This window comes from Neisseria flavescens (assembly GCF_005221285.1).
Taxonomy (GTDB): Bacteria; Pseudomonadota; Gammaproteobacteria; order Burkholderiales; family Neisseriaceae; genus Neisseria; species Neisseria flavescens.
On record NZ_CP039886.1, the window covers coordinates 1,607,574 to 1,630,067 of the forward strand.

Below are 22,494 nucleotides of genomic sequence, written 5' to 3' on the forward strand. Positions count from 1 at the left end.
ATTTCAGACGGCCTTCCAATTTTCATTGATTATTTACGGGCAGACATCAGCGCCTGCAGGTTTTGATTCAACGTTTCCATGTCCAACCAACCGGCGGCAATAAACAGCATCAAAATCACCGTACCCACACACAGCACGCCGATACCATACAACAGATAGCCCACCAAAACACGGCCTAGCGTCGCATTTCCCATCCACATAAAACCGCGTACCTGCACCACAAAAACCCAAGCCTGCCACAGCAGCGCAAACGCAGCCAACGCCGGCACATACAACACCAGCAACAACGGCAGCAGCAAAGCCTCAGACACCAAAATAAAGCCCCACAAAGGCAGCTGGGGCGCACCGTAATAATGCAGCACCTTGCGCATCGAGCGGCTCAACACCAACCATTTCACAATTACCAAAATCACCGACAGGCACACCGCCGCCGCGCCACTGCCAAACAAAGGCGACATGCTGGCCGCGTTTACCACACCCAACAGCAGCAATACCGCCGCCATCACCAAAGGCGAATACAAATACGTCTCCGGCGAACGATAGCGCAAACGCAAAACATCCCACATATCACGAACAAACACATACAGCATGGCATAAATCCAAAGCAAAAAAGCCGATTGTATCTTAGGCCGTCTGAAAATCAAACCGGTAAACCTAAAAACCGCCAATCAAAACGAAAAATAATTCAATACAAAACAAAATCTTAATTTACCGCCTCAGAAATAAAGCCCACAAACGCTTGCACAAGGCAACGAAATTTGGTTTAATTCACATCTCGCAACGAAACACGCGAAGGCCAGATAGCTCAGTTGGTAGAGCAACGGATTGAAAATCCGTGTGTCGGCGGTTCGATTCCGCCTCTGGCCACCACCAACCGCCTTGAAGCGGTTATTTTTTTATCTATACGATTTGCACGCATGCTTTAAGCGCAAATTCCGTTCCAGACCATGCGTCCCGATTTCCACACAAGGCCGTCTGAAAAATTTCAGACGGCCATTGTTCATGTTGGCATGGCATAAAAATCCGCTTTACCGCCCCATTCCGACAAAATACGGCGCCTCCTCCATCCAAATCGGCTGAAACCTTCGCGAACATACTGAATATGAATAAAGTTCAAGGCCGGTCGGTTTACTATATAATACTGTCCAAACCAACCATAACTTACTCATTGCAGGGAAGATAATGAAAAAAGTGCTGATTGTGCATTACTCGCAAACGGGACAGCTCTCCATCCTGGCGCGAAATTTTGCCGCGCCATTGCAAACAGTCGGCATACAGGTCGATTTCGTCAATATCGTACCGGAGCAGACATTTCCGTTTCCATGGCCGTTTTGGCGTTTTTTCGATACCTTTCCTGAAACCGTCCATTTAAAACCCGCCCCGATTCTGCCGCCGCAAATCCCATCCGAAAATTACGATGTGGTGGTCATTGCCTACACCGTTTGGTTCCTCTCTCCTTCGCAACCGATTACCGCCTTTTTGCAACGCGAAGAAACGCGCCGACTGCTGGACGGCAAACCGGTCATCACGCTTATCGGCTGCCGCAATATGTGGCTGGGCGCGCAGGAAAAAATGAAATCTTTGCTGAAACAAAACGGCGCCAAACTCATCGGCAACATCGTAAAAATCGATGCCTGCAACAGCGCGGCAAGTTTCATTACCACGCCCGCATGGATGCTGACCGGCGACAAACGCTATTTCCACTCCCTGCCCTCTGCCGGCATTGCTGAAGAAGAATTGGCGGATGCGGCGCGGTTTGGTACGAAATTGCGCGATGCACTATTGAACCAACAACCTTTGGACGAAACCCTGTTTCAAAACATGGGCGCAGTGACAGTCAATGAAAAACTGATTTTCAGCGAACATGCCGCCAGCCGCAGCTTCTTCGTCTGGGGCAAGCTTTTGATGGCGGCAGGCCGTATTTCTCCGCTCTTGCGCCGCGCGTTGTTGTGCTTCTACATCGTCTTTTTATTGGCGATGATTTTGGTGGTTTTACCCGTCAGCGTGATTTTAAAAAAACTGCTGCATCCGCTGCTCAAAGGCCGTCTGAAAAAGCTGGCGGATTATTATGGACAACCGTCAGGCAGATAATAGGTTTCAGACGGCCTCGAACTAGGAATCCATCATGCCCGAAGTTATCCACTACCCCGAACGCCGTCGCTTTCAAATCGATATTGACGGTTTGGAAGCAGGCTATATCAGCTATACCGAACACAACGGCGGCTGGGACGTAAACCATACCGAGGTCTCGCCCAACTTCCGTCATCGCGGCATGGCCAAACTGCTGGTGAGCGCGCTGATGGAATACGCCGAAACACACCATATCCCGTTGACTGCAAGCTGCGACTACGCGGCGCGGTTTATCGGTTGATTATTTTGACAAACACATTATGACATCGAATAACACACTCAAAGACGTTTATCTCAACCGCGTTTCTGCCTTTTTGCCCAATGCCCCCGTCGGCAATGACGAAATGGAGGCCGTCCTCGGCATGGCAGGTGATGTACCGTCACGCGTGCGCCGTATGATTTTGCGTTCCAACGGCATTTTGTCGCGCCATTACGCCATCGATCCCGAAAGCCGCCGCAAGACACACACCAATGCCGAATTGGCTGCCGAAGCGGTCAACTGCCTGTTTGCCCAAGGCGTTCCAGCAGAAGCCATCGGCAGCCTGGCCTGCGCCACTTCCTATCCCGACCAAACCATGCCGGGACACGGTGTGATGGTGCATGGTTTACTGGATATGCCGCCTTGCGAAGTGTTCAGCATGGCAGGCGTATGCGCGGCAGGTATGGCGGCGATGAAACACGCTTACAACGCCGTGCGCACCGGCGAACACGCACATGCGGTTTCCGTTGCTTCCGAAAACGCCTCGGCGGTCATGCGCGGTGAAGTGTTCCAAAGTGAAACCGACCATAAAAAACTGGAAAACGCGTCCCCCGAAATTGGGTTTGAAAAAGACTTTTTGCGCTGGATGCTGTCTGACGGTGCAGGCGCGGTGTATCTGTCCGACCGCCCCAATTCAGACGGCCTCAGCCTGAAAATCCATTGGATAGACCTGCTTTCCTACGCCAACGAAATGCCGCCCTGCATGTATGCCGGCGCAGAATTCCGCGACGGCGTATTTGAAGGCTGGAAACACGCCGATGCCGATTACGGCCGCCGCCACAGCCTGATGGCGGTCAAACAAGACGTCAAACTGTTGAACGAAAACATCGTCCGCTATACAGTGGAAAAACCCCTCTCCCAAATCGCCGCCAAACACGGCATCCGCGCCGAAGAAATTGATTGGTTCCTGCCCCACTACTCTTCCGGCTTTTTCCGCGACCGCCTTTCAGACGGCCTGAAAAATATCGGCTTCGACATTCCGCAGGAAAAATGGTTTACCAATCTGCACAGCATGGGCAACACGGGTTCGGCCTCGATTTACATCATCCTTGAAGAATTTATGCGCACTTTCCCCATCGAACACGGCCAAAAAATCCTGTGTTACGTTCCGGAAAGCGGACGCTTTTCAACATGTTTCATGCTTTTGGAAGCAGTAAAGGCCGTCTGAATGAAGATTGACGACATCCCTCAAGACAACAGCGCCAGCTACCACGGCCACCGCAAAGTCATCTACGGCACCCGCGACGGCCACTACGAAGCGGCCACCAGCAACGGTTGGCAGGATGAAGCCTACGCCACCGAAATGGCGGTGTGCGAACTCGATGCCCAAACGCAGTCCGCGCACGAAGCCGTCGAAAAAGGCGAATATTCGCCGCTGTACTACCATATGTTCCGCTGCCGTTATGATGAAACCGGCTTGGCCATGGCGGCAGGCGTATGGAAATGGCAGCTGCGCCGGCATTTCCGCCCCGAAGTGTTCTCCAAACTACCGGCCAAAACCCTGCAAAAATACGCCGATGCCTGCCAAATCAGCATAGACGGCCTCAAACAAACCGATATTTAAAGCCCCTCATGATTACCCTGCATTCGCTTGACCAATCCCGCGCCCTGCGCATTGTTTGGCTGCTTGAAATCCTCGGTACGCCTTACCGCCTGCAAACCTACCGCCGCCATCCCGACACTTTGCTCGCCCCTGACGAACTCAAAGCCATCCACCCCTTAGGCAAATCGCCTTTATTGGATGATGACGGCTTTATCTTGGCAGAAAGCGGCGCGATTACCGACTATCTGATTCAAACCTACGGCAACGGCCGTCTGATGCCCGAACGCGGCAGCCGTGAATACTGGCAATATCAACGCTGGCTGCATTACGCCGAAGGTTCTCTGATGCCGTTATTGCTGCTCGGACTGGTGTTCCGCCGGATTGAAAGCGCACCCATGCCGTTTTTCGTCAAACCGATTGCCCGCAAAATCAGCGGCAGCGTCAAAAGCAGCTTTATCCATCCGCAAGCCGCGCTGCATCTTTCCCACATCGACAGCGAGTTGGAAAACCGCAAATGGTTGGTCGGCAACAGCCTCAGTGGTGCTGACATCATGATGAGCTATCCGCTGCAAGCCGCGGCCGACCGCTTCGACTTTACCGACTACCCCAATATCCGCGCTTATTTGCAGCGCATCGAGGCGCATGAAGCCTACCGCCGTGCCGTTGAAAAAGCAGGTTCGCCTTTATTGAAACTCGACAAATAAAACAAGGCCGTCTGAAAATGTTTCAGACGGCCTAAACCTTCTATACATATCGGATATATCGAGAAGCCAAAGTTTTTAACAAGGTTTCCGCCCGAGTGCTTTGTTCCCCCTCGCCGTTCCACTATAATGGCAACCCATATCCTTCTAAAAAATAACACCATGCCAACCGACAACTGCCCGACTCTTGCCATCGACACCAGCACATCCTTTCTGTCCATCGCATTGGAACATCAAGGCGAAATCCGCCTGTTTCACGAAAACGTCGGCACCAAGCAATCCGAACAAATCCTGCCGCAAATCGAACGCCTCTTTAAAGAAGCGGGCATCACGGCTGCCGATTTGGGCTGCATCGTTTATGCACAAGGTCCCGGCGCATTTACCGGCCTGCGTATCGGCGCGGCGGTTGCACAAGGTTTGGCCACGCCGTTTGACACGCCCATGATCGGTATTCCCTGCCTCGATGCCGCCGCTTCGCTGCTGCCACCGTCCAGCTGCGTACTGGCGGCCACCGATGCGCGTATGGGCGAAGTGTTCTACGCATGGTTTGATACGCAAAACCACGTCCGCTTGAGCGATTACATGGTTGGCAAAGCCGCCGCCATTACCGCGCCTGAAGGCAAAACGCCTAGCGGCGGTATCGGCAATGCCTTTGCCATCGCCGACAAACCGCCTTTTGACGGCCAAGCCGATATGCCGACCGCCGCCGACTATCTTAAACTTGCCCGCAGTGGCCGCTATGTTGCTACTGACGCGGCGCACGCCGAGCTGCTCTACGTCCGCAACAAAATTGCCCTGACCGCACAAGAGCAAGCCCAACAAAAGGCCAAACCGTGAACCTGCGCCCAGCCGTACTTGCCGACTGCCCCACCCTTGCCGCCATCGACGCACAAGGCAATCCTTCGTCGTGGACGGCGCAGCAGTTTGAATCGGCCGTTCAACACCATCCTGACAGCGTTTGGCTCAGCCAGACCGACCACCAAATTACCGGTTTTATCGTGTGGCAAACCGTATTTGACGAATCCGAGCTACACCTGATTGCCGTCGTGCCCGAATACCGCCGCCAAGGCATTGCGTCCGCTCTGTTGCAACACTGGCAAAACGCAGTGCAACAGCAAGGCGTAACCCGATTGCTGCTCGAAGTCCGCGCAAGCAATGAAACCGCGCAACAACTCTACCGCAAACACGGCTTCCAAACCTGCGGCCGCCGCAAAAACTACTACGCCCTGCCCGACGGTGGCAGCGAAGATGCCGTATTGATGGAGAAATCATGTTAAGCAGTCGCTACCTGCACCTGCACGAAGCCTTGGGCTTGGGCCCGATGTGGCTGAACCAAAACGCCAAAATCATCCATGCCGCGCCTCAAGCCGCAGCCGCACCCGTCTGCCCCAAAACCATTGCTGCCGATACCGCGCAAGCCGTGCGCACTTTATCCGCAGGCGTCCATCAGGCACGCACTGCCGCCATTGCCGCTGCGCAAACGGCCAAACCTGCTGTCCGCGTTCCCGAAGCGGCACCCAAAGCCATTGCCGAAACGCCGGCAAAAACAGAAAAAGCTGCGCATTCAGACAATCTGCCCCGTCTTGACGTAACCATCAGGCCGTCTGAAATCATGGTGGTCAGCATTTGCCCATCTACCGAAGACAGCCTGCACGGTACGCTGTTTAGCGGCGACGTCGGCACGCTTCTCGACAACATCCTCGCCTCTATCGGCCTCAAACCCGAGCAGGCGCATAAAACCGCATGGGTCAAAACCGCGCCCGTGTTCACCGCCCTGCCCGATGCCGAACACATCCGCTCCGAGCTTGCCGAAATGCAAAACGAGCTGACCGCTTCGCAAGCGCGCGCAGTATTGTTCCTCGGCAAAATCTTCGACAGCCCCGACATGATCGGACTGATGAACGAATTGTGCGCAGAGCGGCCGCATTTCGTCATTCCCCACCCCGCCCGCCTGCTGATGCAGCCTCAACTCAAAGCGCAGGCATGGCAAATCTTAAAGCCATTGAAACAGCTTTTGGCCAAGGCCGTCTGAACATTCCGTTCAATCTGAAATCAGATTTTTCACCAACAAAAAAGGGCGTGTTCGACACGCCCTAATGTTTTTCAATATTCCGCCGAATGCCAGAAAGGCTGACCCACCGTCGGCGTACTGGCGCGCGCTTTTTCGCGTGCTTCGACAGGTTCCGCCTCATAAGCCAGACGGCCCGACTCGACTGCAAGCGCAAAAGCGCGTGCCATATTGACCGGATCGCCGCTACGGGAAACGGCGGTATTCAGCAACACGCCGTCAAAGCCCCATTCCATCACTTGCGCCGCCTGCGAGGGCAAACCCAAGCCTGCGTCGATAATCAGCGGCGTGTCGGGCAGGCGTTCTCGCAGGACTTTCAGCGCATAAGCATGAACCGCGCCCAGACCCGTGCCAATCGGCGCCGCCCACGGCATCAACGCCTGACAGCCTGCGTCAAGCAGTCGGCGGCAGGCAATCAGGTCTTCAGTGCAATAAGGCAGCACTTTGAAGCCATCTTTAATCAGGATTTCCGCCGCTTCGACCAGTTGGAACACATCCGGCTGCAACGTGTCATCATCGCCGATAAGTTCGAGCTTGATCCAATCGGTATCAAACACTTCACGCGCCATTTGCGCAGTGGTCACGGCTTCCTGAACGCTTTGACAGCCTGCGGTATTGGGCAACACAGGTATGCCCATTTCTTCCAACAACGACCAAAAACCCTGCCCGTGCGCTTCGCCGCCGCTGCCGGCACGACGCAACGAAACGGTAATCATCGCCGGTTGCGCGATTTGGACAGACTGCTTGAGTATTTCCGGTGTCGGATAAGCAGCCGTACCGAGCAGCAGCCGTGAAGGGAAAGTTTCTCCATATAGGGTAAACATGATGGATTCCTTTGTATTATTTTTTAGATTTTAAACATGGGGCAATCGGGCAACCCTGCCCGATATTCAAACAGGCAAAAGTCGGGCGCAAATACCCGACCTGCTGATTGCAAAACGCTTAGCCGCCGACTACGGGGCGCACGATGTCCACTTTATCGCTTTCGTTCAAAACCGTTTCCGCATACGCGCCTTTGGCGACAAAATGGGTATTGACGGCAACGGCAAACGGTTTTTGCGGCGCGGTTTGGGCGATAAGGTCGGCAACGGTTGTGCCGTTAAGTTCGGCGGATTCGCCGTTTAAGATGATGTTCATGGTTTTTCAATATTTCGTATATATAGTGGATTAACAAAAATCAGGACAAAGCGACGAAGCCGCAGACAGTACAGATAGTACGGAACCGATTCACTTGGTGCTTCAGCACCTTAGAGAATCGTTCTCTTTGAGCTAAGGCGAGGCAACGCCGTACCGGTTTAAAGTTAATCCACTATACCCGCTGCTGCCTGTATAGCATCCGAAATAACGGCAATCGAATATCCTAATCGAGCAGGTCGTCTGAAATTTGGTTTTCAGACGGCCTTATTCATTCCACAAAGCCTGAAACGCTTTCACCACCGCTTCGGGATTTTCCGCTTCAGTCACGGCGCGGACGACGGCGAGTGAGGAAACGCCGGTGGCAAGGACGGCTTGGGCATTGTTCAAATCGATGCCGCCGATGGCGACGACAGGTGTGCCGTGTGCCTGTCTGACGTATTCGCGCAGTTTGTCCAAACCTTGCGGGGCAGTGGGCATTTGCTTGGTTGTGGTCGGGAAAATCGCGCCGCTGGCCACATAGCTGGGATGTACGGACAAAGCGCGGTCGAGTTCGGCGACGGAGTGCGTACTCAAACCCAAACGCAAACCGGCAGCTTCAATCGCGGCTAGGTCGGCAGTGTCCATGTCTTCCTGCCCGAGATGCACGCCGTATGCGCCAGCGGCAATTGCTTCGCGCCAGTGGTCGTTGATGAAAAGCTGGGTTGCACTGTTTTGACAGGCGGTGACGCAACGTTCGATTTCGCGTTTCAACTCGTCGCCGTGCAGGGTTTTGCAGCGCAGTTGCACCGTGTCGGCACCTGCTTTGACCATGCGCTCGACCCAGTCGGCAGTGGGAACAACGGCGTAAAATTTCAGAGGGGATTTGAGTGGCGGGAAGGTCATAACGGCTCCGAAAGGAATAATTCGTTGTTATATTATCAGAAAAGGCCGTCTGAATAATATTTGTTTTCAGACGGCCTTTTAAACGGTTTGAAAAAGGACATATCGAATACGTCCTTTTTTCCTATTACAACAGGAATATGGTTGCCAATCCCAAGAAAATCAGGAAGCCGCCGGAGTCGGTGACCGCGGTAATCAGCACCGAGCTGCCCAATGCCGGATCGCGTCCGGCTTTGTCCATCATGACGGGGATAAGGACGCCGACGGTCGCGGCAAGCAAAAGGTTCAAGGTCATCGCGGCCACCATGACCAAACCAATGCCGATGTTGCCATAGAGCAGCCATGAAATCACGCCCATGACCGTGCCCCAAATAATGCCGTTGACGAGGGCGACGCCGACTTCTTTTTTCAGCAGGCGGCCTGCCTGTGTGCCTGTCATTTGCCCCATTGCCATGGCGCGGACGATCATGGTGATGGTTTGGTTGCCGGAGTTGCCACCGATACCGGCGACGATGGGCATCAGCGCGGCCAGTGCGACGATTTTTTCGATACTGCCTTCAAATGCGCCAATTACGCGGCTGGCAATAAAGGCGGTACACAGGTTGATGGCGAGCCACATCCAGCGGTTTTTCACCGAATCCCAGACGGGCGCGAACAAGTCTTCCTCTTCCTGCAAACCCGCCATGTTCAACATGTCTGCTTCCGATTCTTCACGGATCACGTCCACCATTTCGTCAATGGTGATCCTGCCGATCAGCTTTTTGTTTTCATCGACAACCGGCGCGGTTACCAAGTCATAACGTTCAAACGCCTGCGCCGCTTCTTCCACGTCGTCTTCCGGACGGAAGCGCACGACTTCGGTGGCCATCACGTCCGCCACCATATCTTCAGGATCGGCGACCAAGAGTTTGCGGATGGGCAGCACGCCTTGCAACACGTCGTTTTCATCGACCACAAAAATCTTATCGGTATGGTCGGGCAAGCTGTCGAAACGGCGCAAGTAGCGCAACACGACCTCACACGTCACATCGGCGCGGATGCTGACCAATTCAAAGTCCATAATCGCGCCGACTTGGTTGTCTTCGTAAGACATCGCCGCTTTGACCTGCTCGCGCTCTTCTTCATCACGCGTTTGCAGCGCTTCATACACCACTTGGTGCGGCAAGTCGTCTGCCAACTCTGCCAATTCGTCAGCGTCCAAATCATCGACGGCGGCCAACAGCTCGTCTTTGTCCATGGACTCGATCAGCATTTCGCGCACGGAGTCGGATACTTCCAGCAAGACTTCGCCATCGTCTTCAGGGGCGACCAACAGCCAAACGATGTTACGCTCGCGCGGCGGCAGGGATTCCAAGACGGCGGCCACGTCGGCAGGGTGCAACTCGGCCAAGAGGACGGTCAGCTCGGTGAACTTGTCGCGCAGGCTTTCGTCTTCAATCGGCACGCCTGCTTCGATTTGTTCAAAGGACGGCTCGAGGATTTCGCATAAAGCATGGATGCGGTCGATATCATCAGAGATACGATCGTCAGAAATGCGGTCTTCTACCACATCATTGTCGGGGGTATTGTCGCGATTCGGAGGGGTTTGTTCGATGCTCATAAATGCTCCGCCCGCCGGACGCGGGAAGGCATTTCGGCGGGATGATTATTGTTGTTGTGTATCAGATGGGAAGTTCAAAGGCGAACTGGGAAGGTCCATAATTCAAGCCTACTGAGAGGCACAGAGTTGTAAACGGTGCATATTCTACTCTTTTTTAGGCCGTTTTACCATTTTTAACGGGAAAGGCCGTCTGAAATTTAAGTTTCAGACGGCCTTTTCATTTGCTCAAACCTTATTCTTTAGGCAAGCGCAGGACGGAGACGATGAATCCGCCCCAAATGACGATCAATGCGACAAGCATCATAATAATGGCTGAAGTACTCATTATTCGTCTCCTTCACGTTCGTGTTCATGTTCGTCTTTGACGTTGAAGTTCTGACCATGTTTCCACGGCAAGAACGACAGCAGGACAGACAATACCAAGAGGGCGCCCACCATGCCCCAACCGAAGATATTGAGGAAACTGTCAGGATAGCCGCTGTAATTCTCTTTCAAGAGGCCGGCGGTATCTTGATAAAGCATATAGCCGAGCATAGCGACGGTAACCACCACGCTGGCAGTCCATACTTTACCGACACGGATGGAAGACAGCGCGTTCAAATGGTTGCGCAGTTCCGGCAGCTTGTGCAACAGGACAATCGCCAAAACATAAACAAAACCAGAAGCCACAATGCCGTAGGTATTGATGAATTTATCCAATACGTCCAACACAGGCAGGCCGGTGGTCGTACCGAACAGTAAGGTAGAAATAATCGCCATTGGCACGCCTGCAATCAACGTTGCGCTGACACGGCCGATGTTCATTTTGTCTTGAATCGCGGCCACAATCACTTCAACGATGGAAATCATGGAAGTGACACCGGCAAACACCAGCGAGCCAAAGAACAACACGCCGATCAACGCGCCCATAGGAGCTTGGTTGATGATGGTCGGGAACGCGATAAACGCCAAGCCGATACCGTTGGATGCCACCTCGCTGACTTCCTTGCCTGCCGCGTGCGCCATAAAGCCCAATGCTGCGAATACGCCGATACCGGCGAGCAACTCAAAGCTGCTGTTGGCAAAGCCGACAACCAAGCCTGTGCCGCCCAAGTCGGTTTTTTTCTTCAGGTAAGAAGAATAAGTAATCATGATGCCGAAGCAGATAGAGAGCGAGAAGAAGATTTGGCCATATGCGGCTACCCAGACTTTCGGATCTGCCAAACGGCTCCAGTCAGGCGTAAACAAAGCGTCCAAACCTTTTACCGCACCCGGCAGAGTCAGGGCGATGCCCACCATGATGACAAACATCACCACCAACAAAGGCATGAAGAATGTGGACGCACCGGCCACGCCTTTTTGTACGCCCAAAGCCATAATCGCCAGCGTAAACACCCACACGGCAATCAGCGGGCCGGCTACTTTGCCGACAAAATCCAAACCCAAGTCTTTGGCATCGGCCATTTGCAGGAAGTCTTTGAAGAAGAAGGTCTGCGGATCCGCACCCCATGCCGAAGTCAACGAATAATAGGCATAGCTTGCCGCCCAGCCGACAATCACGGCGTAGTAGATACAGATGATGACGTTGGTCAGGAAGTTCCACCAACCCATCGGCTCAAACAAACGGCCGAGGCGGCGGAAGGCCAAAGGTGGCGAGCCGCGGTAACGGTGGCCGATGGCGTAGTCGAGCAGCAACAGCGGAATACCTGCCGTCAACAGCGCAACCAAATAAGGGAGGATGAAAGCACCGCCGCCGTTGTCGAAAGCGATGTAAGGGAATCGCCAAATGTTGCCTAAGCCCACGGCCGAGCCGATGGCAGCAAACATAAAGGCGCGGCGACTGCTAAACGTCGCGCGTTCGCTGGATTGAGAATTTGACACGATGAACCTCTTAAAAATCAAGTGTCGCCAAGGCCGTTCAGCCTTGCGCGTATATATTTAGGAATCGGGCCGGGCAAGCCGGTCGGTTAAAGTAGATATTCGGACAAGGATAATATCCGGCATAGAGAATGCATCGCTTATGACCATGCAAACATAATCTGACCTTATCGTAAAAAAATTTAACAGTGTTGACAAGTCATAATTAAATTTAAATCACAAGCAAAATCCTCATGCACTACGACTAAAAACTTCATACACTTATTTATATAACCCCAAACACCGAACAATCCCTCCGTTTCCCCCTCCCTTGCTCCGACCATTTCCCCTTTGCTAAAAACCGCCCTCCCCTTATCCGGCAAGGAAAAGCAGGAATCCAAGACGTTTAAATTCTATGTCATCAAAAATGTTCAGACGGCCTTTTACTTTTGCTCCATCAAACCCGGGCTGTCTGAAAATTACACTGTTGTATGTTGTAATCAAAAGCCACACTCAAATTCTGTTTAATATAAACAAAAACAATCCGCCTTTTCCCGTTTCCTTCATTACCATGATTTAAAACGAGCATAAAACACTAAAAATAGAATTAATAAAAAATAAAATTTCAAAAAAATATAAAATAACATTAAATTTAAACCTGTATTTCTACTCTAATCATCTACAATCAAAAATAATCGAACCTAAAAATTTCAATAAAACATTAATTACACAGCACTACAATTTTGCTATAATTGCCACCATTCGCTCCATAACCCAAACCCAAAAGAAGAGGAAAAGCCATGGGTATCAAAGTTGCCATCAACGGCTACGGCCGTATCGGCCGCCAAGTAGTGCGCGCTATTTTTGACTACAAACTGCAAGACCAACTCGACATCGTTGCCATCAATGCCAGCGGCAGCATCGAGACCAATGCTCACCTGACCAAATTCGACACTGTTCACGGCCGCTTCAACTCTGAAGTTTCCCACGATGAGAAACACCTCATCATCGACGGTAAAAAAATCCCTTACTTCTCTACCCGCAACCCAGCCGAATTGCCATGGGGCGAATTGGGCGTTGACCTGGTCATGGAATGTACCGGCGCGTTCACCAGCAAAGAGAAAGCCAAAATCCACTTGGAAAGCGGCGCGAAAAAAGTACTGATTTCCGCTCCCGGCGGCGATGACGTTGACGCAACCATCGTTTACGGCGTAAACGACGACGTGATTACCGACGACATGACCGTTATCTCCAACGCGTCTTGTACCACCAACTGCCTGGCGCCTGTTGCCAAAGTATTGAACGAAAACATCGGCATTGTAAACGGCGTGATGACCACCATCCACGCGCTGACCAACGACCAAACCGTAACCGATGTACGCCACAAAGACCTGCGCCGTGCGCGTAGCGGCGTGGAAAACATGATTCCGACCAAAACCGGCGCAGCAAAAGCCGTCGGTTTGGTATTGCCGGACCTGAAAGGCAAACTCGACGGCCTCGCCATCCGCGTACCGACCGTCAACGTTTCCCTGGTTGACCTGAGCTTCCAAGCAGGCCGCGACACTTCTGCCGAAGAAATCAACGCGCTGATGAAAGCCGCTTCCGAAGAAGGCCGTCTGAAAGGCGTATTGGCCTACAATACCCTGCCACTGGTTTCTATGGACTTCAACCACACTACCCAAGCCAGCACATTTGACTCTACGCTGACCAAAGTTACCGCAGGCAAAATGGTTAAAGTATTCGCATGGTACGACAACGAGTGGGGCTTCAGCTGCCAAATGCTGAACACCGCGCGCCGTATGTTCGGTTTGGAAGTACGTCCGTTCTAATCGGCTTCCAACACAAAGGCCGTCTGAAACATCTTTTCAGACGGCCTTTTGTATTTCCTTTAAAATATCGCATTCCCATTTATTTTCAGACGGCCTCTTCATGTTTCCCAACGAATCCGCCCCCAACCTCCTGCAAGGCTTAAACCCCGAACAACTCTCTGCCGTAACCTGGCCGCCGCAATCCGCCCTTGTGCTGGCGGGTGCGGGCAGCGGCAAAACACGCGTACTGACCACGCGCATCGCATGGCTTTTGCAAACCGGTCAGGCAACGCGACATAGCATTATGGCAGTTACATTTACCAACAAAGCTGCAAAAGAGATGAATCGTCGTGTTAGCGAACTCTTGCATCTCAAAGATACAGGGGAAACAACAAGAGCAGAACCCATGCTGATCGGTACATTTCATGGGATTTGTCATCACCTTCTACGAAGACACCACCGCGATGCCGGTTTGCCGTCTTCCTTTCAAATCCTCGACAGCGGCGACCAGCTTTCCCTCATCAAACGCCTGCTCAAAAGCCTCAACATCGCCGAAGAAATCATCGCGCCGCGTTCGCTGCAAGGCTTTATCAACGCGCAAAAAGAATCCGGTTTGCGCGCTTCCGTGTTGAGTGCGCCCGATCCGCATACGCGCCGCATAATTGAGTGTTACGCCGAATACGACAAAATCTGCCAACGCGAAGGCGTGGTTGATTTCGCCGAGCTTATGCTCCGCAGCTACGAAATGCTGCAAAACAATGAAATACTGCGCCGGCACTACCAAAACCGCTTCAACCACATTCTCGTTGACGAGTTCCAAGATACCAACAAACTGCAATACGCGTGGCTGAAACTGATGGCGGGCGGCAACGCGGCGGTATTTGCCGTCGGCGACGACGACCAAAGCATTTACCGGTTCCGAGGCGCGAACGTCGGCAATATGACCGCACTGATGGAAGAGTTCCACATCGACGCGCCCGTCAAACTTGAACAAAACTACCGCTCCGTCGGCAATATCCTTGCTGCCGCCAACGCCGTTATCGAAAACAACGACGAACGCCTCGGCAAAAACCTGCGCACCGACGCCGAAGCAGGCGACAAAATCCGCTACTACTCCGCCTTTACCGACCTCGAAGAAGCCCGGTTCATCGTTGACGAAACCAAAGCCCTCGAACGCGAAGGCCGGGATTTGGACGAAATCGCCGTCCTCTACCGCAGCAATGCCCAATCCCGCGTCATCGAACAAAGCCTGTTCCGCAGCGGCATCCCCTACAAAATCTACGGCGGCCTGCGCTTTTACGAACGCCAAGAAATCAAACACGTGCTCGCCTATTTGCGCCTCGCCGTCAATCCCGACGACGACAACGCCCTCTTGCGCGTGATTAACTTTCCGCCGCGCGGCATCGGCGCGCGTACCGTCGAAAACCTTCAGACGGCATCGCAAGAGCAAGGCGTTTCACTTTGGCAGGCAGCCTGCAATGCCGGCGCAAAAGCCGCCAAAGTCGCCGCCTTCGTCCGCCTCATTGAAGCCCTGCGCAACCAAGTCGGACAAATGCCCCTGCCCGAAATCATCGCCGGCATCCTCAAAGACAGCGGTCTGACCGAATACTACCAAACCCAAAAAGGCGACAACCAAGACCGCCTCGACAACCTAGACGAACTTGTCAACGCCGCCATCGAGTTCAAACCCGAAGACAGCAACTTCGAAATCCTGTCCGACAACATTTCAGACGACCCCGCCTTCCCCATCCTCGCTTTCTTGAGCAACGCCGCCCTCGAATCCGGCGAAAACCAAGCAGGCGCAGGCGAAAAAGCCATCCAACTGATGACCGTCCACGCCGCCAAAGGCTTGGAATTTAACGCCGTCTTCCTCACCGGCATGGAAGAAGGCCGCTTCCCCAGCGAAATGAGCCTTGCCGAACGCGGCGGCCTCGAAGAAGAACGCCGCCTCATGTACGTCGCCATCACCCGCGCCCGCAAACGCCTCTACATCACCATGGCGCAACAACGCATGCTGCACGGACAAACCCAATTCGGCATCGTCTCCCGCTTCGTCGAAGAAATCCCGCCCGAAGTATTGCACTACCTGTCCGTCAAAAAACCCGCCTACGACAGCTACGGCAACATGCGCCAAACCGCCACGTTCAAAGACAAAATCCTCGATGACTTCAAACAGCCGCAAACCTACGCAGGCTTCCGCATCGGCCAAAACGTCCGACACGCCAAATTCGGCACCGGCGTGATTATCGATGCCGCAGACAAAGGCGAATCCGCCCGCCTGACCATTAACTTCGGCAAACAGGGCGTGAAAGAGCTGGATACCAAGTTTGCGAAATTGGAAGAGGTGTAAACACGAGAAGGCTTGAAATAATAAAGGCCGTCTGAAAATATTTAGGGATTTGAACTGCACCCCAAAAGTTGGACACCCCCCCCTCCAACTCACAAGGTGCAGTTTTTTTATGAGCAAATATACATTACACTTCAAATACCAAGCCGTACTCCACTACCTGCACATACGCAGTCAACAGCGTACCGCAGACCACTACGGCATTTCCCGAACCAACCTGCGACGATGGATACGCGCCTATCAAGAAGGCGGCATCGGCGCACTCGAACATCCCCAATCCAAAACCATGCCCCAACACCGCAAAAACCCCTTCATCGCCGACAAACCCGACCACGAAAAAACACAGGCAGAGCTTATCGAAGAGTTGTGCTATATGCGCGCAAAGGTTGCCTACCTAAAGGAGTTAAAAGCCCTCAGCAAAAAACAGACCGAAAAGGACAAAGCCAAACCGTCCAAACACTGAGGGCGCAACACCCGCTCAAATACCTGCTGCACATCGCAAACCTGCCCAAAAGCAGCTTTTACTACCATCATCAGGACCGACCCGACCCCAATGAAGCCGACAAAGCCCTTATCGCCGAAATCTACGAACGGCATAAAGGACGCTACGGGCAAAGGCGCATTGCAGCAGCATTAGGTTGGAACCGCAAAAAAGTGGCGCGGCTGATGAGGCAGCTAGGACTGAAAGCCCTCATACGGGCAAAAAAAGCCTACCGCCATCCCGCCATGGGCGAAATATCGGAACACCTCCTCAAACGCCGGTTCAAAGCCCGAAAGCCCAACGAAAAATGGCTGACCGACGTGACCGAACTCAAAGGAAAGGACGGCAAACTGTACCTCTCGCCGATCTTGGACCTGTTCAACCGCGAAATCATCGCCTACGCCATGAGCCGCAGAGCCGACAGTGAAATGGTGAAGGAAATGCTCGAAAAAGCGGCACCCCGGCTGACTGATAAAGGAACGATGCTTCATTCCGACCAAGGTGTGCTGTACCGTACGGCGGGGTATAGGGAATTGCTTGCGGAGTATTTCATGGTTCAAAGCATGTCGCGAAAGGCGAATTGTTGGGACAATGCACCGATGGAAAGCTTCTTTGCGGTGCTGAAGACGGAGTGTTTCTACCGTGCAGGGGAATTGACGGTGGATGAATTGATGAAACAGATAGATGACTATATGGATTACTACAACCGCGAGCGTTGCAGTTTGAAATTGAAAAAGCTGAGTCCTGTCGCATACAGAACCCGGCTTACACAGAGTGCCTGAATAGGCTTTTATGAGTGTCCAAGATTTGGGGGCCAGTTCAATTTTCAGACGGCCTGAGATTAATTAATCCTTCTTAATCGGCGGATTGGCATTAATCGGCAACGACGAGCGGGACACTTTAACGTTTGGATAATGCTTACGCATTAAGTGCTGAAACACTTCCGCCTTGCGCTCTTTTCCGCTCTTTTCGTAATTCGTCCCCAAAATTACTTCATCAACAATATCGCGTATATCAGCATAAGGCAGATAGACAGATTTTGTATCCTGACAATATTTAATGTCTTTAGAACCAATTTGTTCGATTTTCAGCAGGCGGAACTCTTCCTCATCGCGGAAAGCAAAATCTTTAAACAGATAGCGGATATATTCCAAAGCTTTTCTGTCTTCATCACTGATATTAGCTTTGCCCTTGAAAATTCTAATTAACTGCTTCAATGCTTCTTCAAGTTTACCGATACGATACTCATGCCACCCCTTATTTCCAAAGGATTTCAAACGGATGCCAAAATTTGGATTGTCTTTATTCGGCAACCATATACGGCATTTTTCTTCAGCAATATATTCATCCTTATAAGCAATATAAGCCACTTGATAAAGCGGCAAGTTAACAGCTAATATGTCTGACACTTCCGCTGATGTTTCAGGGGCTTCATCCGATTTATCCGTAAGTCTTCGAAATGACTCTAAAACATTGGAACCTTTCAACCACCTCACTTTTTTATTAAATACAAGACAACAGCCCGACGCTTCCACACTATTTTCTTTACCATACAGACGGAACTGGTTTAAATCATTGACACGACTGGAAAAGCAGGTAAAGAAAGCATTATAGTCAGGACAATCAGCTTTATTTTCCAATTCTAAATCCTGCAGATTCAGCAACTCCAACAGTCCTTCTCCTTCTGTTGGATCGTTCATATAAGTGGAGCTGCCAATTCTCATTGGATTGGCCTTTTGTTTATCAACGGGATCCTTACCTTTATTATTAACATCATTTTTATCATGAATAATGCCAAACAATTTCTCGCATACAGAAGGCGAAGTATAATGAGCAAGCGGAGTTGAACCTAATTCAATAGGTGAAATATTTAAAACAGCTAGAATGGTGGAAACAGCACTTGTTAAACCTTCTCCGTTATTTTCAAATAATTTTTCCTGTATTTCCTGTTTTTTCCATTTGAAATATTCTTCCCATTTTTCTTGATGTAAATAGATTTTCCTTAAATAAAGATAGATTCTCTTTTTATTATTCTGCTTATTACCTGACGGTGGCAAGTTCTCAGAAAGCTCCAATGCTTCTTCAAAAGATTCAATAGCCTCTTTAAACTTCTCCTCTCTCACTCTCATCGCTTGTTCAAAGTAGCAATGGCCTAGCCAATATTTTGCATTGATCTGTTTCTGAGTACCGTTTTTACCCTTCAGCTGCTCGGCAAGACGTAATCTTTCTTGAAACTGTTCCATGGCATGCTCAAACAATCGTTCAGAATCGCTACCTTCGGCTTTCATCGCTTGCTCTAAATAACAGCGTCCTAGCCAATATCGAGCAAAGATCTGTTCCTGAGTACCGTTTTCACCCTTCAGCTGTTCGGCAAGACGCAATCGCTCCTTCCGGTGTTTAACAGCCTGCTCAAACAACCGTTCAGAATTCTCTCCTTCTGCTTGCATCGCCTGCTCAAAATAGCAACGACCAAGCCAAGATTGGGCATAGATTTGTTGTTGAATACTGTTTTGCTTGTTTTCCAGCTGTTCGGCAAATTCTAACGATCGTTGGAAATGTTCAACTGCCTGTTCAAATAACTGTTCCGACTCCTTGTCTTTGGCTTTCATCGCCTGCTCTAAATAGCAACGGCCTAACCAAAATTGGGCATTGTTTTGCTCTTGAATCTTGCTATTTTTATCTTCAATTCCATCTAAAGCCTGATTCAGTTTGGCAATCGCTTCGTCAAATTCTTTGTTTTCAAATAACTCTATGCCTTCATTAATTAAATCTTGAACATTCATTACTTTATCCCTTTCTTAAAACAATCTGTTAAATACCATACTATTTCAATGCGCCTCTTCCCAATTCATTCCCGCGCCCACCTCCGCCACCAGCGGCACGTTCAACATCCCTTCGTCCACTTTCGCCATAATCTGCGGCAGTTTTTCTTTCACTAAATCCAGTTCGGCTTCGGGTACTTCCAGCACCAGTTCGTCATGCACCTGCATAATCAGTTTGCTCTTCAGGCAGTCCCACAGGGAGGCTTCGCACTCTGAAAGCCATCGGGACACGTCTATCATGGCGCGTTTGATGAGGTCGGACGCAGTGCCCTGCATGGGGGCGTTGATGGCGGCGCGTTCGGCTCCGGCGCGGGCGTTGGCGTTTTTGTTGTGGATGTCTGGCAGATAGAGGCGGCGGCCGAACAGGGTTTCGACGAAGCCTTGGGCGGCGGCTTGTTCTTTGGTGCGCTGCATGTATTCGGCGACGCCGGGGTAGCGGGCGAAGTAGCGGTCGATAAAGTTTTTGGCGGAAAGGTTGTCGATGCCCAATGATTTGGCAAGGCCGTATTGCCCCATACCGTAGATTAAGCCGAAGTTGATGGTTTTGGCGTAGCGGCGTTGCTCAGGCGAGACGTTTTCGGGCGCAGTGCCGAACACTTCGGCGGCGGTGCGGCGGTGTACGTCTTCGCCGTTTTGGAATGCGGCAATGAGGGTTTTGTCTCCAGAGAGGTGCGCCATGATGCGCAGTTCGATTTGGGAATAGTCGGCGGAAACGATGACGCTGCCCGGTGGCGCGGTAAAGGCGCGGCGCACGCGGCGGCCTTCGGCGGTGCGGATGGGGATGTTTTGCAGGTTGGGGTTGTTGCTTGCCAAGCGTCCTGTAATGGCGACGGCTTGGGCGTAGGTGGTATGCACGCGGTTATCCCGGGGAGAAATCATTTCGGGCAGTTTGTCGGTGTAGGTGGATTTGAGTTTCGCCAGGCTGCGGTTTTGCAGGATGATTTTGGGCAAGGGGTAGTCGGGCGCGAGCTGTTCGAGCACGGCCTCGTTGGTGGAAATGCCGCCCTTGGCGGTTTTTTTCAGCCCTTTTGTCGGGATGCCCATTTTGTCGAACAGGATTTCTTGCAGCTGTTTGGGCGAGTTGAGGTTGAACGGCTGCCCTGCGGCGGCGTAGGCTTCTTGTTCGAGCTTCATCAGCTCGGCGCCGAGTTCCGCGCTTTGGCGGGCGAGTTCGGCGCGGTCGATTTGCACACCGTTGCGTTCCATTTCAAACAATACTTGCGCGACGGGCAGCTCCATTTTTTCATACATTTCAAGCTGTTTGGCGTCCATTTGCGCGCGCAGGTGCGCTTCGAGGCGCAAGGCGAAATCGGCGTCTTGGGCGGCGTATTCGGTCGCCTGCCCGATGGCGACATCGGCAAAACTGATTTGCTTCGCGCCTTTACCGCACAATGATTCGTAGGTAATGGTTTCCAAGCCCAGCCAACGTTCGGACAATTCGTCCAAGCCGTGTCCAAGATGGCTTTCGATGATGTAGGAAGCGAGCATAGCGTCGCCGGCAATGCCGTTCAGGGCGATGCCGTAGTTAGCGAAAACGTGTTGGTCGTATTTGAGGTTTTGCCCGATTTTCTTCAGGGCGGGGTTTTCCAAATGCGGTTTCAGACGACCTAATACGTCCTGCAAATCAAGCTGTTCGGGCGCGGCGGTCTGGCTGTGTCCTACGGGGATGTAAACCGCTTCGCCTGCTTGGAACGCGATGCTGATGCCGACTAACGAGGCGTTCATCGCGTCTAATGACGTGGTTTCCGTATCGATGCCGATTGTGTCCGCCTGCGACAGTTTGTCTAACACGGCGGCAAACTGCGCTTCGGTGGTAACGGCTTGATAATCCAGCTTTTCGGGGGCAACGGCTTTTTCAGGTAGCCTTTCAGACGGCATCTCCGCATTCAAAGCCGCCTGCTCGCCGATGCTGTCGCTGCCGAACAAATCATCGGTCGATCCGGTATTCATGTTTGATTCCGCTTCTTTCAGCCAGGTGCGGAAGCCCCAGCGTTTGAAATCGACAACCAGTTGCGCCCATTTCGGCGCGGTACGGCGCAGGCTTTCGATGCCGTCTGAAAGTTCGGTGTGCAAGTCCACATCGGTTTTAATCGTCACCAAATCATACGACAGCGGCAGGCGCGGCAGGGCGGCACGCAGATTCTCGCCCACTTTGCCCTTGATTTCCGAAGCGTGTTCCATCACGCCTTGCAACGAGCCGTAGGCTTCCAGCCACTTCACTGCCGTTTTCGGGCCGCATTTCTCCACGCCCGGCACGTTGTCCACCTTGTCGCCCATCAGCGCGAGATAATCGCGAATTTGGTCGGGGCGCACGCCGAATTTCTCCTTCACACCTTCAATGTCCAGCGTTTCGCCGCTCATCGTGTTCACCAGCGTTACGCGTTCGTTCACCAACTGCGCCATGTCCTTATCGCCGGTGGACACCACCACATTCCAACCCGCTTCGCCTGCCATTGCCGCCAGCGTGCCAATCACGTCATCCGCTTCGACTTGCGGAATCACCAGCACCGGCCAGCCCATCAACCGCACCAAATCCGGCAAGGCTTCCGCTTGAGGACGCAAATCGTCCGGCATCGGCGGGCGCGTCGCCTTGTATTCTTCAAACATTTGATGGCGGAAATTTTTGCCTTTCGCATCAAAAACCACCGCGCAATAATCATGCACATAATCCGCCCGCAACCGACGCAGCATGTTCAACACGCCATACATCGCCCCCGTCGGCGCACCGTCAGGCGCAGACAAATTCTGCCCCATGGCATGATAGGCGCGGTAAAGATAAGAAGAGCCGTCAACGAGAAGGAGTGTGGGCTTGTTGGACATGGAGAACCTGCTGTGTGTATGAAAATAATGTACGGATTATAAAGGAAAAGGCCGTCTGAAAAC

General features: G+C 52.2%; 22 protein-coding genes and 1 tRNA gene. 14 read left to right on the forward strand and 9 right to left on the reverse strand.

Annotated elements, in window-relative coordinates; genetic code table 11:
* Positions 1-29 precede the first annotated feature (29 nt).
* Complete coding sequence (locus tag FAH67_RS08255) at positions 30-590, reverse strand: hypothetical protein (protein WP_039864447.1); 561 nt, start codon at positions 588-590, stop codon at positions 30-32.
* Positions 591-794: 204 nt separating this feature from the next.
* Between FAH67_RS08255 and FAH67_RS08260 the strand changes: the two genes are divergently transcribed.
* The 10 genes from FAH67_RS08260 (at position 795) to FAH67_RS08300 (ending at position 6,665) form a co-directional block, all read left to right on the forward strand.
* Positions 795-870 (forward strand) — tRNA-Phe (locus tag FAH67_RS08260).
* A gap of 9 nt (positions 871-879) precedes the next feature.
* On the forward strand, positions 880-1,080 hold the full coding sequence (locus tag FAH67_RS11875; RefSeq protein WP_134982594.1) for a hypothetical protein: 201 nt from the start codon (positions 880-882) through the stop codon (positions 1,078-1,080).
* A 102-nt stretch (positions 1,081-1,182) separates the two neighbouring features.
* Positions 1,183-2,091, forward strand: coding sequence for a hypothetical protein (locus FAH67_RS08265; RefSeq protein ID WP_003682641.1), 909 nt, complete (start codon positions 1,183-1,185; stop codon positions 2,089-2,091).
* A gap of 34 nt (positions 2,092-2,125) precedes the next feature.
* On the forward strand, positions 2,126-2,371 hold the full coding sequence (locus tag FAH67_RS08270) for a GNAT family N-acetyltransferase (RefSeq protein ID WP_003682639.1): 246 nt from the start codon (positions 2,126-2,128) through the stop codon (positions 2,369-2,371).
* Between the two features lie 19 nt (positions 2,372-2,390).
* Positions 2,391-3,557 (forward strand): beta-ketoacyl-ACP synthase III, encoded by a 1,167-nt coding sequence (locus tag FAH67_RS08275; protein ID WP_003682637.1) that lies wholly within the window; start codon positions 2,391-2,393, stop codon positions 3,555-3,557.
* Positions 3,558-3,953 carry a DarG family dialkylresorcinol biosynthesis protein gene (locus tag FAH67_RS08280; RefSeq protein ID WP_003682635.1) on the forward strand — a complete coding sequence of 132 codons (396 nt, stop codon included), beginning with the start codon at positions 3,558-3,560 and terminating at the stop codon, positions 3,951-3,953.
* A gap of 8 nt (positions 3,954-3,961) precedes the next feature.
* Positions 3,962-4,636 carry a glutathione S-transferase family protein gene (locus FAH67_RS08285; protein ID WP_003682634.1) on the forward strand — a complete coding sequence of 225 codons (675 nt, stop codon included), beginning with the start codon at positions 3,962-3,964 and terminating at the stop codon, positions 4,634-4,636.
* Positions 4,637-4,795: 159 nt separating this feature from the next.
* The gene (tsaB, locus tag FAH67_RS08290) at positions 4,796-5,470 is read left to right on the forward strand and encodes a tRNA (adenosine(37)-N6)-threonylcarbamoyltransferase complex dimerization subunit type 1 TsaB (protein WP_039864439.1); all 675 of its coding nucleotides are present in this window, start codon (positions 4,796-4,798) and stop codon (positions 5,468-5,470) included.
* Complete coding sequence (rimI, locus tag FAH67_RS08295) at positions 5,467-5,910, forward strand: ribosomal protein S18-alanine N-acetyltransferase (protein ID WP_003682631.1); 444 nt, start codon at positions 5,467-5,469, stop codon at positions 5,908-5,910. The genes tsaB and rimI overlap by 4 nt, the downstream gene beginning before the upstream one ends.
* Positions 5,904-6,665 (forward strand): uracil-DNA glycosylase family protein, encoded by a 762-nt coding sequence (locus FAH67_RS08300; RefSeq protein WP_003682629.1) that lies wholly within the window; start codon positions 5,904-5,906, stop codon positions 6,663-6,665. The genes rimI and FAH67_RS08300 overlap by 7 nt, the downstream gene beginning before the upstream one ends.
* A 71-nt stretch (positions 6,666-6,736) precedes the next feature.
* On the opposite strand, the gene FAH67_RS08305 is transcribed toward FAH67_RS08300, so the two are convergent.
* The 6 genes from FAH67_RS08305 to FAH67_RS08330 all read right to left on the reverse strand — a co-directional run bounded on the left by FAH67_RS08305 (position 6,737) and on the right by FAH67_RS08330 (position 12,123).
* Positions 6,737-7,525 (reverse strand): thiazole synthase, encoded by a 789-nt coding sequence (locus FAH67_RS08305; RefSeq protein ID WP_003682626.1) that lies wholly within the window; start codon positions 7,523-7,525, stop codon positions 6,737-6,739.
* A gap of 118 nt (positions 7,526-7,643) precedes the next feature.
* Positions 7,644-7,838, reverse strand: a complete 195-nt coding sequence (gene thiS / locus FAH67_RS08310) for a sulfur carrier protein ThiS (RefSeq protein ID WP_003682624.1) — start codon at positions 7,836-7,838, stop codon at positions 7,644-7,646.
* Positions 7,839-8,102: 264 nt separating this feature from the next.
* Positions 8,103-8,720 carry a thiamine phosphate synthase gene (thiE, locus tag FAH67_RS08315; protein WP_003682622.1) on the reverse strand — a complete coding sequence of 206 codons (618 nt, stop codon included), beginning with the start codon at positions 8,718-8,720 and terminating at the stop codon, positions 8,103-8,105.
* Positions 8,721-8,844: 124 nt separating this feature from the next.
* Entirely contained in the window at positions 8,845-10,317 is a 1,473-nt protein-coding gene (mgtE, locus tag FAH67_RS08320; protein ID WP_003682619.1) for a magnesium transporter, read from the reverse strand.
* Positions 10,318-10,549: 232 nt separating this feature from the next.
* Positions 10,550-10,642: a methionine/alanine import family NSS transporter small subunit gene (locus tag FAH67_RS08325; RefSeq protein WP_036472778.1), complete on the reverse strand. Its 93-nt coding sequence runs from the start codon at positions 10,640-10,642 to the stop codon at positions 10,550-10,552.
* Positions 10,642-12,123 (reverse strand): sodium-dependent transporter, encoded by a 1,482-nt coding sequence (locus FAH67_RS08330; protein WP_003682617.1) that lies wholly within the window; start codon positions 12,121-12,123, stop codon positions 10,642-10,644. Before FAH67_RS08330 ends, FAH67_RS08325 begins: the two co-directional genes overlap by 1 nt.
* A gap of 830 nt (positions 12,124-12,953) precedes the next feature.
* Between FAH67_RS08330 and gap the strand changes: the two genes are divergently transcribed.
* The 4 genes from gap to FAH67_RS08355 all read left to right on the forward strand — a co-directional run bounded on the left by gap (position 12,954) and on the right by FAH67_RS08355 (position 17,571).
* Entirely contained in the window at positions 12,954-13,982 is a 1,029-nt protein-coding gene (gene gap, locus FAH67_RS08335) for a type I glyceraldehyde-3-phosphate dehydrogenase (RefSeq protein WP_003682614.1), read from the forward strand.
* A gap of 100 nt (positions 13,983-14,082) precedes the next feature.
* A complete protein-coding gene (gene uvrD / locus FAH67_RS08340) occupies positions 14,083-16,311 on the forward strand; it encodes a DNA helicase II (protein ID WP_039864435.1) in 2,229 nt (742 codons plus the stop codon).
* Between the two features lie 109 nt (positions 16,312-16,420).
* Complete coding sequence (locus FAH67_RS08350) at positions 16,421-16,771, forward strand: helix-turn-helix domain-containing protein (protein ID WP_112890781.1); 351 nt, start codon at positions 16,421-16,423, stop codon at positions 16,769-16,771.
* A complete protein-coding gene (locus tag FAH67_RS08355; protein WP_112890689.1) occupies positions 16,675-17,571 on the forward strand; it encodes an IS3 family transposase in 897 nt (298 codons plus the stop codon). The genes FAH67_RS08350 and FAH67_RS08355 overlap by 97 nt, the downstream gene beginning before the upstream one ends.
* A 63-nt stretch (positions 17,572-17,634) precedes the next feature.
* On the opposite strand, the gene FAH67_RS08360 is transcribed toward FAH67_RS08355, so the two are convergent.
* Together FAH67_RS08360 and polA are read right to left on the reverse strand one after the other, a co-directional pair.
* Complete coding sequence (locus FAH67_RS08360; protein ID WP_004464476.1) at positions 17,635-19,572, reverse strand: tetratricopeptide repeat protein; 1,938 nt, start codon at positions 19,570-19,572, stop codon at positions 17,635-17,637.
* A 45-nt stretch (positions 19,573-19,617) separates the two neighbouring features.
* Positions 19,618-22,431, reverse strand: coding sequence for a DNA polymerase I (gene polA, locus FAH67_RS08365; RefSeq protein ID WP_004464475.1), 2,814 nt, complete (start codon positions 22,429-22,431; stop codon positions 19,618-19,620).
* Positions 22,432-22,494: the final 63 nt, after the last annotated feature.

Bases quoted from the DNA above. Each gene is read 5' to 3' on its own strand.
- FAH67_RS08255 (WP_039864447.1), bottom strand. From the start codon at position 590: ATGCTGTATGTGTTTGTTCGTGATATGTGGGATGTTTTGCGTTTGCGC.
- FAH67_RS08265 (WP_003682641.1), top strand. From the start codon at position 1,183: ATGAAAAAAGTGCTGATTGTGCATTACTCGCAAACGGGACAGCTCTCC.
- FAH67_RS08270 (WP_003682639.1), top strand. From the start codon at position 2,126: ATGCCCGAAGTTATCCACTACCCCGAACGCCGTCGCTTTCAAATCGAT.
- FAH67_RS08275 (WP_003682637.1), top strand. From the start codon at position 2,391: ATGACATCGAATAACACACTCAAAGACGTTTATCTCAACCGCGTTTCT.
- FAH67_RS08280 (WP_003682635.1), top strand. From the start codon at position 3,558: ATGAAGATTGACGACATCCCTCAAGACAACAGCGCCAGCTACCACGGC.
- FAH67_RS08285 (WP_003682634.1), top strand. From the start codon at position 3,962: ATGATTACCCTGCATTCGCTTGACCAATCCCGCGCCCTGCGCATTGTT.
- tsaB (WP_039864439.1), top strand. From the start codon at position 4,796: ATGCCAACCGACAACTGCCCGACTCTTGCCATCGACACCAGCACATCC.
- FAH67_RS08300 (WP_003682629.1), top strand. From the start codon at position 5,904: ATGTTAAGCAGTCGCTACCTGCACCTGCACGAAGCCTTGGGCTTGGGC.
- FAH67_RS08305 (WP_003682626.1), bottom strand. From the start codon at position 7,525: ATGTTTACCCTATATGGAGAAACTTTCCCTTCACGGCTGCTGCTCGGT.
- thiS (WP_003682624.1), bottom strand. From the start codon at position 7,838: ATGAACATCATCTTAAACGGCGAATCCGCCGAACTTAACGGCACAACC.
- thiE (WP_003682622.1), bottom strand. From the start codon at position 8,720: ATGACCTTCCCGCCACTCAAATCCCCTCTGAAATTTTACGCCGTTGTT.
- mgtE (WP_003682619.1), bottom strand. From the start codon at position 10,317: ATGAGCATCGAACAAACCCCTCCGAATCGCGACAATACCCCCGACAAT.
- FAH67_RS08325 (WP_036472778.1), bottom strand. From the start codon at position 10,642: ATGAGTACTTCAGCCATTATTATGATGCTTGTCGCATTGATCGTCATT.
- FAH67_RS08330 (WP_003682617.1), bottom strand. From the start codon at position 12,123: ATGTTTGCTGCCATCGGCTCGGCCGTGGGCTTAGGCAACATTTGGCGA.
- gap (WP_003682614.1), top strand. From the start codon at position 12,954: ATGGGTATCAAAGTTGCCATCAACGGCTACGGCCGTATCGGCCGCCAA.
- uvrD (WP_039864435.1), top strand. From the start codon at position 14,083: ATGTTTCCCAACGAATCCGCCCCCAACCTCCTGCAAGGCTTAAACCCC.
- FAH67_RS08350 (WP_112890781.1), top strand. From the start codon at position 16,421: ATGAGCAAATATACATTACACTTCAAATACCAAGCCGTACTCCACTAC.
- FAH67_RS08360 (WP_004464476.1), bottom strand. From the start codon at position 19,572: ATGAATGTTCAAGATTTAATTAATGAAGGCATAGAGTTATTTGAAAAC.
- polA (WP_004464475.1), bottom strand. From the start codon at position 22,431: ATGTCCAACAAGCCCACACTCCTTCTCGTTGACGGCTCTTCTTATCTT.